This is a genomic window from Synechococcus sp. CC9311 (assembly GCF_000014585.1).
Taxonomy (GTDB): Bacteria; Cyanobacteriota; Cyanobacteriia; order PCC-6307; family Cyanobiaceae; genus Synechococcus_C.
In genome coordinates this window covers 1,586,701-1,599,854 of record NC_008319.1, presented here as the reverse complement: position 1 = coordinate 1,599,854, position 13,154 = coordinate 1,586,701, and the positions used below count along the sequence as shown (strand labels likewise).

Annotated in this window: 18 protein-coding genes and 1 riboswitch; of the genes, 17 read left to right on the top strand and 1 reads right to left on the bottom strand. The window is 50.6% G+C overall.

Annotation, left to right across the window (positions count from 1 at the left end):
- Positions 1-231 precede the first annotated feature (231 nt).
- Entirely contained in the window at positions 232-585 is a 354-nt protein-coding gene (locus tag SYNC_RS08165) for a hypothetical protein (RefSeq protein ID WP_011619681.1), read from the top strand.
- Between the two features lie 205 nt (positions 586-790).
- Here the strand turns inward: SYNC_RS08165 and SYNC_RS14710 are convergent, their stop codons facing one another.
- Entirely contained in the window at positions 791-949 is a 159-nt protein-coding gene (locus tag SYNC_RS14710; protein ID WP_011619679.1) for a hypothetical protein, read from the bottom strand.
- A 178-nt stretch (positions 950-1,127) separates the two neighbouring features.
- Between SYNC_RS14710 and SYNC_RS08160 the strand changes: the two genes are divergently transcribed.
- From SYNC_RS08160 to SYNC_RS08090, 16 genes are all read left to right on the top strand, one after another.
- A complete protein-coding gene (locus SYNC_RS08160) occupies positions 1,128-1,328 on the top strand; it encodes a hypothetical protein (RefSeq protein ID WP_011619677.1) in 201 nt (66 codons plus the stop codon).
- 239 nt (positions 1,329-1,567) lie between these two features.
- Complete coding sequence (locus SYNC_RS15160; RefSeq protein WP_011619676.1) at positions 1,568-1,723, top strand: DUF2256 domain-containing protein; 156 nt, start codon at positions 1,568-1,570, stop codon at positions 1,721-1,723.
- A 90-nt stretch (positions 1,724-1,813) separates the two neighbouring features.
- Complete coding sequence (locus tag SYNC_RS08155) at positions 1,814-2,737, top strand: metal ABC transporter substrate-binding protein (protein WP_041427041.1); 924 nt, start codon at positions 1,814-1,816, stop codon at positions 2,735-2,737.
- A gap of 14 nt (positions 2,738-2,751) precedes the next feature.
- Positions 2,752-3,504: a metal ABC transporter ATP-binding protein gene (locus tag SYNC_RS08150; protein ID WP_011619674.1), complete on the top strand. Its 753-nt coding sequence runs from the start codon at positions 2,752-2,754 to the stop codon at positions 3,502-3,504.
- A 35-nt stretch (positions 3,505-3,539) separates the two neighbouring features.
- The gene (locus tag SYNC_RS08145) at positions 3,540-4,367 is read left to right on the top strand and encodes a metal ABC transporter permease (protein ID WP_049750399.1); all 828 of its coding nucleotides are present in this window, start codon (positions 3,540-3,542) and stop codon (positions 4,365-4,367) included.
- 138 nt (positions 4,368-4,505) lie between these two features.
- A complete protein-coding gene (locus tag SYNC_RS08140) occupies positions 4,506-4,790 on the top strand; it encodes a hypothetical protein (protein ID WP_041426594.1) in 285 nt (94 codons plus the stop codon).
- 9 nt (positions 4,791-4,799) lie between these two features.
- Positions 4,800-4,950: riboswitch (cobalamin riboswitch) on the top strand.
- An 11-nt stretch (positions 4,951-4,961) separates the two neighbouring features.
- Positions 4,962-5,594 (top strand): HupE/UreJ family protein, encoded by a 633-nt coding sequence (locus SYNC_RS08135; protein ID WP_011619671.1) that lies wholly within the window; start codon positions 4,962-4,964, stop codon positions 5,592-5,594.
- A 92-nt stretch (positions 5,595-5,686) separates the two neighbouring features.
- Positions 5,687-6,028, top strand: a complete 342-nt coding sequence (locus SYNC_RS08130; protein ID WP_011619670.1) for a c-type cytochrome — start codon at positions 5,687-5,689, stop codon at positions 6,026-6,028.
- Between the two features lie 15 nt (positions 6,029-6,043).
- Complete coding sequence (locus SYNC_RS08125) at positions 6,044-7,003, top strand: permease (RefSeq protein ID WP_011619669.1); 960 nt, start codon at positions 6,044-6,046, stop codon at positions 7,001-7,003.
- A 4-nt stretch (positions 7,004-7,007) separates the two neighbouring features.
- Complete coding sequence (locus SYNC_RS08120; protein ID WP_041426593.1) at positions 7,008-7,697, top strand: TIGR03943 family protein; 690 nt, start codon at positions 7,008-7,010, stop codon at positions 7,695-7,697.
- Positions 7,694-9,082, top strand: a complete 1,389-nt coding sequence (locus tag SYNC_RS08115) for a hypothetical protein (protein ID WP_049750344.1) — start codon at positions 7,694-7,696, stop codon at positions 9,080-9,082. Before SYNC_RS08120 ends, SYNC_RS08115 begins: the two co-directional genes overlap by 4 nt.
- The gene (locus tag SYNC_RS08110; protein ID WP_083756073.1) at positions 9,057-9,809 is read left to right on the top strand and encodes a metal ABC transporter ATP-binding protein; all 753 of its coding nucleotides are present in this window, start codon (positions 9,057-9,059) and stop codon (positions 9,807-9,809) included. Before SYNC_RS08115 ends, SYNC_RS08110 begins: the two co-directional genes overlap by 26 nt.
- Complete coding sequence (locus SYNC_RS08105; RefSeq protein WP_011619665.1) at positions 9,802-10,584, top strand: metal ABC transporter permease; 783 nt, start codon at positions 9,802-9,804, stop codon at positions 10,582-10,584. The genes SYNC_RS08110 and SYNC_RS08105 overlap by 8 nt, the downstream gene beginning before the upstream one ends.
- Before the next feature lie 14 nt (positions 10,585-10,598).
- Positions 10,599-11,534, top strand: a complete 936-nt coding sequence (locus SYNC_RS08100) for a metal ABC transporter substrate-binding protein (RefSeq protein ID WP_011619664.1) — start codon at positions 10,599-10,601, stop codon at positions 11,532-11,534.
- A gap of 37 nt (positions 11,535-11,571) precedes the next feature.
- On the top strand, positions 11,572-12,510 hold the full coding sequence (locus tag SYNC_RS08095; RefSeq protein WP_011619663.1) for a hypothetical protein: 939 nt from the start codon (positions 11,572-11,574) through the stop codon (positions 12,508-12,510).
- Positions 12,511-12,526: 16 nt separating this feature from the next.
- The gene (locus SYNC_RS08090) at positions 12,527-12,811 is read left to right on the top strand and encodes a 2TM domain-containing protein (protein WP_049750343.1); all 285 of its coding nucleotides are present in this window, start codon (positions 12,527-12,529) and stop codon (positions 12,809-12,811) included.
- Positions 12,812-13,154 lie beyond the last annotated feature (343 nt).

Below are 13,154 nucleotides of genomic sequence, written 5' to 3'. Positions count from 1 at the left end.
CCTTACAACCACCATCATGGGGGTATTCACAACATTGTCGTGCACGGTTCTGCCTGGATCTTGTTCGCTTGGTTCGTCGTCGCGATAGCTTGCGCTACGCGTTTCTGGCGGATCACAGCAGCCTTTCGTCGAAACAATCGCTTGGCTGATCCTTCGAGCAAAGCGATGAGAGAGTCACTCGAACGGGCCTGGGAACGCAGCCCCCATTGAAAACGGCGATAAATTAATCCGATGGATCCTTTTTCCAGCACGGACAAACTTGAACGTGAGTTCAAGCAGGCACAACAGTTCGGACGTTGGCTGAGCGATGAAGAGCGTTTGGCTTTGGAAGAGGAGGAGACCCAAGCGTTGAGGCTGATCGAACAGCAACGACATCGACGCGTGCGTCTTATCGCTTTGACTGGAGTTTGTGTCTTGATTCCTCCTCTTTGGGGACTTGCTGCAGCTCTTAGCTTTTACTTGCTGTTCCCAGACGCAGCAAAACGTTTCGCCTTAATTGCTGGAAGCACTCTGATCTTTGTTTTGATTTTATCTATATTGTTTTTTGGGCTTTTAATGATGGCCATTGCGAATTTTCTTTTTTGAGAAATCTGATTGTCGCAGCGTTTTAATTTGTTGCTTTCTCTTGGCTAAAGTTGATAGCGTTAAGTTGCGACTTAATGGAAGTAATCAGAGTTTAAGGATCAGCCAAGCCAGTGCGCAGCTCAGTACCAATGAGAAGGTGCCGATAACTGCTTTCCAGAAGCGAGGATCATTGGTTTGGAACATGAGACCTACCTGAACAGATCAGTCAGGATGACAGTTGAATCGTTCCTGCTTCAACGCGTTTCAGGAGATTGCTCCTCAGCTTTTGGTCTTGCTCATCCAATCCACGGTTCAGTAAGACTTGGCGATAGTGATCAACACTGATTTGGTTGTGCAAGGTGGCATTTAAATAAAGCTCGAGCATGTCGCGGAGGCATGAAGTTCTGTAAAGCTATGCGTCCGAGTCCGCGACTGCGCGAAACGTTTCGCTCGCTTCTTCTGAGCTCAGTGATGGCAGTAGCTGGGCGCTTCACCGTTCGGATGGAGTCTTGCCGGTTTTGCTTGGCTCCTGCCTTCGCTCCACTTGGTTTGGACGCCGTTGCTTGGTGCTTTCACCTGTGAATCATCGTTTGCTTCAATACAGCCGCTTTGGCCTACGAGCATTGCGAATCGCGGCGAGCACTTTGGCCTTGGTTGCGTTGCTGCGCTCTAATTGGGCTGCGGGAGCAGGAGCATCGTTGGCCTGGTTGCTATTTGTTCAAGTGGAGCGGCGCTGGACAGGTTCAACTGATGACGACTCCTAGGGTTTAGAAGTGTTGGCTGATGCACACGTTGAATCGATCGAAAATTGCTTGCTGATTTTGTTAGTTAAAGGAATAAAAAGGTTCAATGGTTGCGTTAGAAGGCCTTGTTTGAGGTTGCTTTGATTTGATTCTGTTGTGCTGGTTGGTGTGGTCTCATTTCAGTATCGTCAGCCTTTAGAATGGAACCTTTAAAGGCATCAAAAGCCTGATTAGCTTTCCTACATTAGGTTTTCTGTTAGATGGCGTCACCGGATCGCCCCACGAAAATATGTGCTGTTTGTGGTCGCCCATTTCAATGGCGTCGCAAATGGAAAGATGTTTGGGATGAGGTTCGTTACTGCTCTGAGCGCTGTAGGCGTCGGCGTGGAACTATTGGAGTAAAACCATCTTCATGAATGAATATTTGTCTACCCACTGATTCAACTGTTTTGGAATTCATGAACAACTTTCTTTCGAAGTCATCGAGAAGGCGGCTTTTGCGCCAGATGACAACACTTGCAGTGGGCTTGCCTTTGGTTTTTGCATGTTCTAAGCAAGGTGATTTATCTAATAAATCTGGTAATGGTTCTGATGATCGTCCAATTGTTTTGACAACATTTACGATCCTTGCTGATATGGCTCGTCAGGTGGCTGGTGATCGTTTGCAAGTGAAGTCAATTACGAAGCCGGGTGCAGAAATTCATGGATATGAGCCTTCTCCTAAGGATTTAGAACAAGCATCAGGAGCAGATTTAATCGTTGAAAATGGATTGGGATTAGAACTTTGGGCTCGTCGCTTTGTTCAATCAGCTGGAGACGTGCCCACTGTCACTCTCACCGAGGGGATGCAGCCATTGCTCATTGAGGGGGATGTGTATGCCGGAAAGCCCAATCCCCATGCCTGGATGTCACCTTTGCGGGCTCAGGGATATGTGGATCAACTCGTCGATGCCTTTTCTGACCTCGATCCAGAGGGGTCTCAGATTTATCGAGACAATGGCAAACGCTACAAGTTCCAATTGAAAAATTTGGATACCGAGTTGCGAAACCTCCTCGCTGTCATTCCCAAAAAACAGCGAGTTTTGGTCAGCTGTGAAGGGGCATTTTCCTATTTGGCTCAAGATTATGGATTTGATGAGGCCTATTTATGGCCGGTCAATGCTGAAAGCCAGATCACTCCAAGACGCATGGCTCGGTTGATTGAGCGTGTGAAAAGAGATCAGGTTCCTGCGGTGTTTTGTGAAACCACGGTGAGTGATAAAGCCCAGCGAGAGGTGGCTCGCGCTTCAGGCGCTCGTTTTGGTGGCAATTTCTATGTGGACTCTCTATCAAAACGCAACGGTCCTGCACCAACTCTGCTCGACCTTCAACGCCACAATGTGAAACTTCTTAGGCAGGGGTTGGCTGCTTCCTCCGAAAAGTCCTCATGACCCAGAGTGAATTGATGAGGATCGAGGCAGATCAGATCTGTGTTGACTACAACGGCACAGTTGCCCTCTACGACGCTTCTCTTCATCTGCCTGCGGGATGCATCTGTGGTCTGGTGGGGATGAATGGGTCTGGTAAATCGACCCTTTTCAAGGCGCTCACTGGTTTTATTCGTCCCTCACGTGGACACATCAAAATCAATGGTCGCAGTGTGTCTAGGGCTCAGCGTGATCAAGCTGTTGCGTATGTGCCTCAGAACGAAGGGATCGATTGCGATTTTCCTGTCTCTGTTTGGGATGTGGTGATGATGGGTCGCTATGGAGCCATGAATGTGCTCCGGATCCCACGGCAGTCAGACAGGGTTGCGGTTCGCGATGCCCTTGAGCGCGTTGAGCTTCTTGATCTAAGGGATCGCCCGATCGCTGCTCTCTCCGGAGGTCAACGTAAACGGACCTTTTTGGCAAGAGCCATTGCACAGCGCGCATCGGTGTTGTTATTGGATGAACCCTTCAATGGCGTGGACGTTCGTACGGAGAAGTTGATGGCAGAGCTGTTTTTCCAGTTGCGTAAGGAAGGACGCACCATTTTGATTTCAACGCATGATCTCAGTCATGTCAGAGACTTCTGCGATCTCACAGTTCTAATCAATAAAACGGTTTTGGCTTACGGTGAAACATCGAAGGTGTTCACTCCAGAAAATCTTTCTTTGGCCTTTGGTGGCCTCCCTCCAGATTTATTGACCGGAAATAGTTCCTCGGAGGACGCTTGACTACATTTTTGCTCGAGCCTCTTCAGCACGCCTTCATGGTGAGGGCTCTTCTAATCAGTGCCACCGTTGGTGCCGTTTGCGGTCTCCTGTCTTGTTACATGACTCTCAAGGGCTGGGCGTTGATGGGTGATGCGGTTTCTCATTCAGTGTTGCCAGGGGTCATCCTGGCCTATGCCATTGGACTGCCTTTTTCGGTTGGGGCCTTTGTCTTTGGTGTGGGATCAGTCGCCATGATTGGCTTCGTTAAGCAGAAGTCCCGAATTAAAGAAGACACGGTGATTGGCCTTGTTTTTACTGGTTTCTTCGCTCTTGGACTGGTGCTGGTCTCGAAGACGCGGAGCAATATTGATCTCACTCATATTCTTTTTGGCAATGTGCTTGGTATCTCTATTGCTGATATTCAACAAACGGTTCTGATTTCAGCTCTTGTAACTGCTGTTCTTTTGTTATTCCGTCGTGATCTTTTGTTGTTTTGTTTCGACCCGACGCATGCACGCTCGATTGGAATCAACACGGGTGTTCTCCATTACCTCCTTCTCTCTGTGCTCTCTCTTGCTGCGGTTGCTGGTTTGCAAACGGTAGGCATCATTTTGGTGGTGGCCATGCTGGTTACTCCTGGGGCTACTGCTTATCTGCTAACAGATCGCTTTGATCGAATGAGTTGGTTGGCGATTGGCAGCAGCATTCTTTCCAGTCTTCTTGGCGTATATACAAGTTATTGGACTGATAGTTCACCAGCTGGTTGCATCGTTCTTGTACAGACAGGTTTGTTTGTGATGGCGTTTCTGTTTGCTCCTAAGCACGGGATCTTGCGCCATCGATTCGCATCGTCGATGCCAATTTCAAGGTTGCCGAATCCATAAGATCCACTTTTGAGGTGTGGGATGGAAGCGTTTAGATCATTCACCATCACATTCAGCACCATCCGCAGCTCATCTTGTAGGGGAACCTGTCCAGGGGCGCCTGATGCATCAAAATCAGAGAGTTGCAGTAAACCTGAGATGCGTCTCACCACATCCGCTGGATTGCTTTTGAGCTTGCTGGCTTTGACGACTCCGGCAATTGCTCATCACGAGATTGGTTCTGACCACAGCAGAACGTTGCTTTCGATGGGGAAAGATCCTTCCCCATCGAAACCTGGTACAGAGCCCATCAAAGCGATGTATGACACGAAGGCAGAAGCCGAGGAGGCCGCAGCTTTGTTCAACTGCAAGGGAGCCCATCAGATGGGGGCAAAATGGATGCCTTGCAACGCTCATAACCATGGCTCCAGTGCAGGACACTGAATTGGAACTGAAGTAGAACGGTTAATCGGTTCTAGTGGGATTCAGTCACTAGAGGTAACGGGGAAAGAACGGTGAAATTCCGTCGCTGTCCCGCAGCTGTGAACTGCTGAAAAATTCGTCAGCAGAAGTCAGAACGCCCGCCGATTTTTTTCAATCGACGAGGATCGACCATTGACGTCCAAACGAATCACCAGAGTCTTTCGCGGTCTCGGAGTTTTTGCTGTAGCTGCGTTGTTACTCATGACTGCTGGGCCCGCGGTTGCCCACCATCCCTTCGCGATGCCTGAAGGGGGTGAAATGAATGCGGTGCAGGGATTGCTCAGTGGCATTGGCCACCCTCTGCTGGGCCCTGACCATCTCTTCTTTCTGCTGGCAATTGGATGGATCGGACTTAAGCGCCCAGTCGCTTGGGTGATTCCCCTTTTGGCGTTCGCCCTTGGAGGTGCGCTTTTAACGCAATTCATTCCCCTCCCCTCCAGTCTCGAGCCCGCTGCTGAGGCGCTCGTCTCATTGAGTTTGGTGGTTGAGGGTTTGATCGCTCTCAATATCATTCCTGCAGGACTGTTGCTTCCGGTCATTGGATTGCATGGGTATTTGCTAGGTGGGGCGATTGTTGGCGCTGAATCCACGCCACTCATCACTTATTTCTTGGGTCTGTTGATTGCCCAAGGTGCCTTGCTTCTTGCTGTCAGCCTGGGCTCGAAGCGATTGCTGAATGCTCTTGGCGATCAGGGCAAGCGTGTTGCTGCTGGGATTTGGATTGGTATTGGCGGAGCTTTCGCTTGGGCTGCACTGGTGGCTTAACACTGTCAGATTCATTCCATAACGATCTGCAGCAACGGCACCACCGCTGCTTCAGATCTCCTGAGAATGGTGACAATTGATAATGGTGCGCCATGCGTTTTTTACTCTCCGTTGTTTTTGCTTTGGTCCTGGTCTTGAGCATGCCTCTTCGTGCGATGGCCTCTGACACGGTGAGGGGTGGTCAGATTTTCAATACCAATTGCGCCGCCTGCCATGCCGGCGGTGGAAATATTGTGAAGAGTGAGCGGACCTTGCGCCAGGACGACCTTGAGGCTTTTCTCCCTAACTACTTGACCGGTCATGAGACTGGAATCGTGGCTCAAGTGACCTACGGGCGTAATGCAATGCCTGCATTCTTGGATGTGCTGAGTGAAAATGAAATTGCTGATGTTGCGGCCTACGTGGAAGATCAAGCCAGCCATGGCTGGAGTTAGCTGCTTCCAGGGTTGATGACACGCTTCGCCACTGGCTGGGCCATTTTTCAAGGTCTGTTAATCGAAGCGCTTCCTTTTTTGCTTCTGGGCGTTTCGATTGCTGGTTTGGCGAGATGGCTTGTCCCCCAGTCAACATGGATCAAGCGTTTGCCACGCCATCCACTGCTTGCTCCAGTTGTGGGAGCCTTGCTGGGCTTCGCGTTGCCCGCCTGTGAATGTGGGAATGTTCCAGTTGCCAGACGTCTGATTGCAAGCGGAGCGCCGTTGGGCACCGGCTTTGGTTTTTTGTTCGCAGCACCGGTTCTCAATCCGATTGTCTTGGCCAGTACTTGGGCCGCTTTCCCTGACCAGACCTGGTTGCTCTGGGGGAGACCCATTGGTGCGTTTCTAATTGCCATAGGGCTCAGTGCTCTTCTGGGGTTGCTGCCTGAATCCAGTTTGTTGGCGTCTGCCTTGCTCGAAGAGCGAAGACTGAGTCAACCCCTCTCACGTGTGGGACTGCTTGAACGTCGCAGTGGGCTGGTTGGAGTGAGCCTCAATACGTCTGAACGTCGGCTAGAGGAGGTGCCGCTTCGGCCTGCGGATCTGCTGCAACACAGCACGCGTGAATTTTTGAGCCTGCTCACCTTGTTGGTGTTGGGCTGTGCTCTCGCAGCAGCGGTTCAAATCTGGTTGCCGCGCAGTTGGTTGCTGGCTTTGGGGTCAGGCCCCACCGTGTCGGTGCTTGCTCTGATGCTTCTGGCACTGGTGGTTTCGGTCTGTTCCAGCGTTGATGCGTTTCTTGCCCTTGGCTTTGCCGCCCAGGTCACGCCTGGAGCCTTGTTGGCCTTTCTCCTTCTCGGTCCAGTGGTCGATCTCAAGCTTGCTGGCTTGTTCACTGTGCTTCTTTCAACGCGAGCCATTGCAATCACAGCAGTCGCAGCATCGTTGCTCGTTCTATTGATCGGGCAGTGGGTCAATCTTGTGCTGCTGTAACGCGATGGCACGTCTGAACTGGATTCGGCAAACGCGATATCTTCCCCCCCTTGTTTTGTTGCTTTGGGGATGGGTGTTGGTCTGGAGCAGTGTGTCCGCTCGCTTGGATCTGCTTCTCAATGCGGTGTTCCATCCGGTGGTTGCGATTGCTGGAGTTGTTCTGATGGTGCTCGGTGCTGTTCAGCTGCGCTCTGCTCCACGCTTGAAAACATCGCCGGCACCTCTGAGTTGGTTGGTTGCGATTGCGGTGGCCTGTTTGGTTTTGTTGTTTCCCCCATCACCTTCCTTCAGTGATTTGGCTGCGAACCGCAGCGAAAATTTGCCTGAGGCGCCGCGATTGAGTTTTTTCCTTCCGCCAGAACAACGCACGTTGACGGAATGGGTGCGGTTGTTGCGCAGTCAACCGGATCCCAATTTGCATGCAGGAGATCCCGTGCGGATTAGTGGCTTTGTGCTTCAACGTCCAGGGATGGAACCACAGCTCGCCCGTCTCACGGTCCGTTGCTGCCTGGCTGATGCCACTCCTGCTGGTCTTCCGATTGAATGGCCTGCGACTGCGGACCCTCAGCCGGATGAATGGCTGGCTATCGAGGGGACGATGACAACGCAGATCAGGGATGGATTGCTCACCAATGTGGTGAAGCCCAGCACAATCACAGTCATCCCGCGACCTGAGAGGCCTCTGGAACCATGAGCTCAAAGGGGTTTGGCTCATCGACTGGCAAGGTTCGACTCCTCAGCGTTGCTTTGATGGGCCTGGGCCTTGTCGCTTTGGTCCAGCAGCAGATTTTGTTGCGTCGTCCGCCGCGTTTGCAATCCGTCGCGATTCAATCCATCCGTTCTGGCGCTGCAGCACTTGACGTGCGCTTCAGTCGGACGATGGACCGCAAGTCGGTGGCTGAGAACAGTCGTCTTGTGCCTCATCAGCCCCATCAATGGTTTGGTCAACAGGACCAGTTCCGCTTGCTTCTTGATCCAGGTGCCCTGATTCGTTCGCCCCAGAAGCTTGTTCTTGCCGGTCGTGATCAACGGGGGCTTGCACTGCCGAACCGTTCAATTTGGTGGGACCCTCGTTCTTATCTCGTGGCCGTGATGGTCGAGGAGGAGGGAGAACAGTTGAAATTGCTTCGTGAGGATGGCAGTTGGTTGCCGTTGTCGTCTATCGAGCAGCGCATTCTTCAGATCGAGCCACTTGGTAATGGTGAGGGCGTTGCTTTCGTAACCGATAAAGATCCATCCAAGCTGGAGGTGTTGCTTCGCCAGCTCACTCCACGGGCGATGAGCGATCGAGTTCAAGGATTGGCAGATCCCCTTCCAGGTGCCATCCAATCATTAGCGACTGGATCCCTTTTATTTGCCCACTTAAGTAGTAATCGGCGCGGGGAGTTACTCGTACAAGTTGGAGGTATCGAAGCTGGTAGTGACCGAACCTGGATTCGTTCTGCTAATGCCAAGCGTCGTGACCTCGACCTGGAGGTTGCAGGTGCGATCCGTCTTCTTCCTGATGGCAGTGGATTGGTTGTTCCTTCCTACGACGGTCTTGACCTTCTGCCAATGAACCCTGATAAAACGGGGAATACTGCACAAAGCCTGCCTGGAAGCCGAGAACTTAAGTCGTTTTGTTCTGGCTCCGGTCGCGCGGTGTTGTTAAGGAATTGGCCTGATTATCGACGCTCGATTGAGCTCGTTATTCCCGGAAAGCCTCCACGCCAGGTTTGGTTAGGGGAGGAGGGGGTCATGGCAACGGCTTGCGATAACCGGGGAGAAAACATTTGGATTGTTCTTCGTGATGCATCGCCCATTCTTCGCGATGAATTACTGCTTCTGAATAGCTCTGGATCAGTGCTCAAGCGAAGGTATTTTCCTGGATGGTACTTGGCTTCAGGAGCGGTACTTGATGTGGACCCCGCTACGAATCGTCTTCTCACAGTGATGACAAATGGGGATGGTGCGAAACGCCGAGCTGCCCTAATTGATGGAAAAAGTTTGGAGTTTGAGCTTCTTAAGCCTCAAGTTGTCTTGGCACGGTGGTTACCTGCCGGTGGTGACTTGGATGAATTTCATCGGGTCCGTCGATAGGTTGGGCCAACTTGACGGTTCGATTTTGGAAGAGCCAGTTCTCAGAGCAAGAGATGTGAATGTTCAATATGGCGATAACGTTGTTCTGGAAAACGTTTCGTTGTCGCTGCAATCGGGCACATTGACAGCTCTAGTTGGTGCCAATGGCGCCGGTAAATCCACTCTGCTGCATGTGCTTCAAGGGCAATTGCGTCCTAGTGGTGGAACGATTTTTTGCCATGGGGATCCGATCGAAACTTGTCGTGAAAGAGTGGTATTGATGCCTCAGCGCAGTCGGATTGATTGGTCGTTCCCAATCAGCGTGCGTGATCTCGTTGATCTTGGATCGATGAATGGTCAATCCTTCGGGTGTTGCGATCGGGAGGCTGCAATCCAACGCGTTGGTCTGGCAGAACTTGCAAATAGACGCCTTGATGCACTTTCAGGTGGACAGCAGCAACGAGCTTTGCTTGCTCGTTGCCTTGTTCAACCCTCTCGGATGCTTCTTCTCGATGAACCTTGTGCCGCGATCGATCCGCCCTCCCGGGATCAGTTGTTGCTTCTGATGCGTCAGTTGGCTGATGCGGGTCATACCTTGCTGGTGAGCAGTCATGACTGGGGTGAGTCGCTGGATTCCTTCGACCGCGTCATTGTGGTTGATCGGTGTGTTCTTGCTGATGGACCTCCTGCTGAGGTGAGACGCGCTCTCAAAGGTTTGGTTAATCCGGGAAATCATCTCTGTGGATGAGATCGTTTTTTGGTTGTTGCCTCTGTTGATGGCACTTTTGGTGGGGATTTTATGTCCTGTCACTGGGACTCTCTTAGTCACTCAACGCCGGGTTCTTCAAGCCAACCTCATTTCCCATGCCGTGCTTCCAGGATTGGCATTATCGGTGGCCTTTGGTTTTGACCCAGCAGTGGGGGGAGTCATCAGCGGCATTCTTGGTTCATTGTTGGCGGAACGATTGCAGCGCAGCTCAAAGCTGAATGAGGAAGCTGTCATCAATACCGTGCTCGCTGGTTTTCTTGGGCTCGGAGTCTTGCTGATCCCTTTGCTGAGTTTGCGGCTGGACCTTGAGGCCTTGTTGTTTGGTGATTTGCTCACGGTGGGTTGGCTCGATGTGGGTCGGGTCTTGTTTGCTTGCTTGGCTGTGGCTTTGCTTCTTGGCACTCGCTACAAGCAGCTTGTTTATTTGGGGGTTGATCCAGAGGGTGCTGCGGCGACTGGACTGCCGGTGCGCGGACTACGGCTTGCCCTATCTGCGGTAACTGCTGCGGTGATTGTCAGCGCTATGGCAGCAGTGGGAGTGATTTTGGTCATTGGTTTGCTGTGTGCTCCTGTTCTTCCGGGGCTTCGTCGTGTGAGAAGTCTTCGTGCGGCAATGGTGCAGTCAGCTTTTGTGGGTTTGGCTCTCAGTGGCGGAGGTTTTCTTTTGGCTTTGCCTCTTAATCTCCCACCAGGACCGTTGATCGGCGTGGCTTGCGTTGTGTTGCTTTGCCCATTGGCGTGGAGAAATACCTAGACAATTGTTTGAGAATGATTATCGTTTCATTGCTTCTTTTCCTTGTTTTTCAAGTGTCCTTGCTCGCGTCCTTACCGTTTGCAAGTCTCCTGCTGGCGGCAGCCAATACGGCAACTCCCACTGTCGTGGCCGCGGACGGGATCCTTTGCGATCTCACGAACACCTTGGTGGGTGACCAAGCAAAAGTGATCTGTTTGATCAAACCAGGTTCAGATCCCCACACCTTGGCGTTGCGTCCTGCTGATCGGCAAAATCTTGCGAAAGCAAAGATTGTGCTTTTGAACGGGTACAACCTCACTCCGGCGTTAAATAAGATCAGAACACCTGGCAATGTTGTAAAAGTTGGAAATATTGCTGTCCCAAACAACTCTGTAAAAGATCCCCATCTTTGGCATGACCCAGCCAACGTGATTGCGATGGCTAACACCGTGGCATCGAGTTTAAAACCGCTGTTTGATGTCAATGGTGATGCTCAGATTGATCAGCGTCGTGCGAAGGCAGATCGCGTTCTTGTCTCTCTTGGAGGATGGATTGGTGAACAGGTAGCAACTGTTCCGGAAAAGCAGCGCGTCCTTGTGACTGGTCACCGAGCTTATTCTTTCTTGGCTAACCGTTACGGCGTTCGGGAGCTTCCCGTTCTGGATGACTACACCACAGGTGGAACTCTGCGTCCCTCCAGCTTGTCAGCAATTAGCAAGTCGATCAAAGCATCTGGAAGTCAGGCCATTTTTCCTGAGTCGCTTCCTCCCTCTAAAACGATGCGACGGATTAGTCGTAGCAGCGGGGTTCCAATAGCAAAGCAAGCTCTTTTTGCTGATGGTCAAGCTCCAGGGAAAAGTTTGGTGCAAACAGCTACGAGAAATGTTTGTATTTTTGTTGTAGCTCAAGGTGGCAGTTGTAATGAAGCCGCTGCTAGCAGGTTGCAAAAGCAATGGGCCTCTATTAAATAATTAGCGTTTTCTTTTTCTTCTTTACTGTATTGATTTCATGCAATCATCATTCACTCGACAACTTGTTCACATTGGAGCTTCGGCGGCCTTTTTTGTACTTTCTACCTCATCTTTTACAGCCGTAAGAGCTCATGGCGCTGCAGGTGGTGAATCATTAGAAGCTGGAGAATTTAAAGCTTCGCCAGTCCTGACCATAGAAGGTCATGCAGGACTAGAAGATAATCTCGAAGGCCAACCCAGGCACTATGCCATTGATCTCCAGTTCGGAGGTGTTTTTGAGTGGGGGCTCGAGAACGATGGTGCGTTTGCGATTGAAGCACTGATCGGTCCTGCTGCTGTCTACGGTGAAGCGGAGCACTTTTATGGCAGAGTTGAGATTGAGGAAGAAGGTGAAGAGGAAGAAGAAGAAGAATCAGGGGCACCCTTTCGAAGGGTTGATGCAAAGGCTTATTTAGCAGCCAGATATCAGCCCAATGATCGTTTTTCTATATCAGTTGATTGGAAGCCGTACTACGTAACTTCCAGTATCGCTGAAGATACAAAGGGACTTAAGCATGAAGTTGGAGCTAAATTAGCTTATGCATTTGGAGATGGTGATCTCAATTTTGCACTTGGTGATGGGCTGGAATCAATTGCAGATGGCATATTTATTTCAGCTGAAAATCGCAGTGGATGGGAAAGTGACGGAACCTATTTAGGTAATTACACTGATACTTGGCTTGGTTTAGGTTTCAACGTTGATTTGCTAAATGTGACTCTCACGGGAGGACCACGTTTTTACACCCCAGGAGACTATTCAGGTCTATCGCAACGAACTGACTGGGGTGGAGAAATTGCTCTTGAATACCCGATCAATGACCAAGTCGTCTTGTTTGCTCATTGGGAGCCTATCTACAGCACCGATGAGCGCAAAGGAGGGGGATGGGGAATAGGTTGGCAGCATCATATTGGTACTGGTGTTAGCTTTAGTTTCTAATTTTAATTCTCGTACGATGACTAGATCTTCAGATAAGTTTGATGACGAGCATGACGCTCGTCATCTGGCTATTAGCCGTCTCAGCCGCAAGAGGGCTTATCGCCATCAAGTGATCAATTACCTCTGGGTGAATGGTCTCTTGATTGTGGTGTGGTGTTTAACAGGATTTGGCTTTTTCTGGCCGATCTACCCCCTCTTAGGCTGGGGGGGCGCACTCTTGATTCAAGGTTGGAAAATCACTCACCCGCATCGTCACTCGTTTAGTGAAGCGGAGATCAATCGGGAGATCAACAGAATTTAATACGAAGTTGTCTGCAGTGTGTCTCTTTTAGATTCGCACTTTTCCCACTTCTGCTTTGATGGGCTCTCTTCCAGTTCCTACAAGAATAGGCAGACGCGTGAAGATTTCAACTCGGATCCCAATTCTTGCAACCATGATGAGGGCACGACTCACAAAATACATCGAAAGGACGATTGCTATAGGCCATTTCCAGCTTTCTAGAAAGTTAAAAAAGTCGCTCATCAGTTGATGTCACTGCATCTTCAATGGAGTGATAGCAACTTTTCAAGGGGATGAGACGCTTAGTCAGACTTTCCAGTTTAAGCTTTGCAGTTAGCTATCTATTTTCAAGAGATTTAAACAA

Coding starts and splice junctions, on each gene's coding strand:
- SYNC_RS14710 (WP_011619679.1), bottom strand. CDS start 949: ATGCTCGAGCTTTATTTAAATGCCACCTTGCACAACCAAATCAGTGTT.
- SYNC_RS08100 (WP_011619664.1), top strand. CDS start 10,599: ATGATTATCGTTTCATTGCTTCTTTTCCTTGTTTTTCAAGTGTCCTTG.
- SYNC_RS08165 (WP_011619681.1), top strand. CDS start 232: ATGGATCCTTTTTCCAGCACGGACAAACTTGAACGTGAGTTCAAGCAG.
- SYNC_RS08115 (WP_049750344.1), top strand. CDS start 7,694: ATGAGCTCAAAGGGGTTTGGCTCATCGACTGGCAAGGTTCGACTCCTC.
- SYNC_RS15160 (WP_011619676.1), top strand. CDS start 1,568: ATGGCGTCACCGGATCGCCCCACGAAAATATGTGCTGTTTGTGGTCGC.
- SYNC_RS08125 (WP_011619669.1), top strand. CDS start 6,044: ATGACACGCTTCGCCACTGGCTGGGCCATTTTTCAAGGTCTGTTAATC.
- SYNC_RS08110 (WP_083756073.1), top strand. CDS start 9,057: ATGAATTTCATCGGGTCCGTCGATAGGTTGGGCCAACTTGACGGTTCG.
- SYNC_RS08130 (WP_011619670.1), top strand. CDS start 5,687: ATGCGTTTTTTACTCTCCGTTGTTTTTGCTTTGGTCCTGGTCTTGAGC.
- SYNC_RS08120 (WP_041426593.1), top strand. CDS start 7,008: ATGGCACGTCTGAACTGGATTCGGCAAACGCGATATCTTCCCCCCCTT.
- SYNC_RS08150 (WP_011619674.1), top strand. CDS start 2,752: ATGAGGATCGAGGCAGATCAGATCTGTGTTGACTACAACGGCACAGTT.
- SYNC_RS08095 (WP_011619663.1), top strand. CDS start 11,572: ATGCAATCATCATTCACTCGACAACTTGTTCACATTGGAGCTTCGGCG.
- SYNC_RS08145 (WP_049750399.1), top strand. CDS start 3,540: ATGGTGAGGGCTCTTCTAATCAGTGCCACCGTTGGTGCCGTTTGCGGT.
- SYNC_RS08155 (WP_041427041.1), top strand. CDS start 1,814: ATGACAACACTTGCAGTGGGCTTGCCTTTGGTTTTTGCATGTTCTAAG.
- SYNC_RS08090 (WP_049750343.1), top strand. CDS start 12,527: ATGACTAGATCTTCAGATAAGTTTGATGACGAGCATGACGCTCGTCAT.
- SYNC_RS08140 (WP_041426594.1), top strand. CDS start 4,506: ATGCGTCTCACCACATCCGCTGGATTGCTTTTGAGCTTGCTGGCTTTG.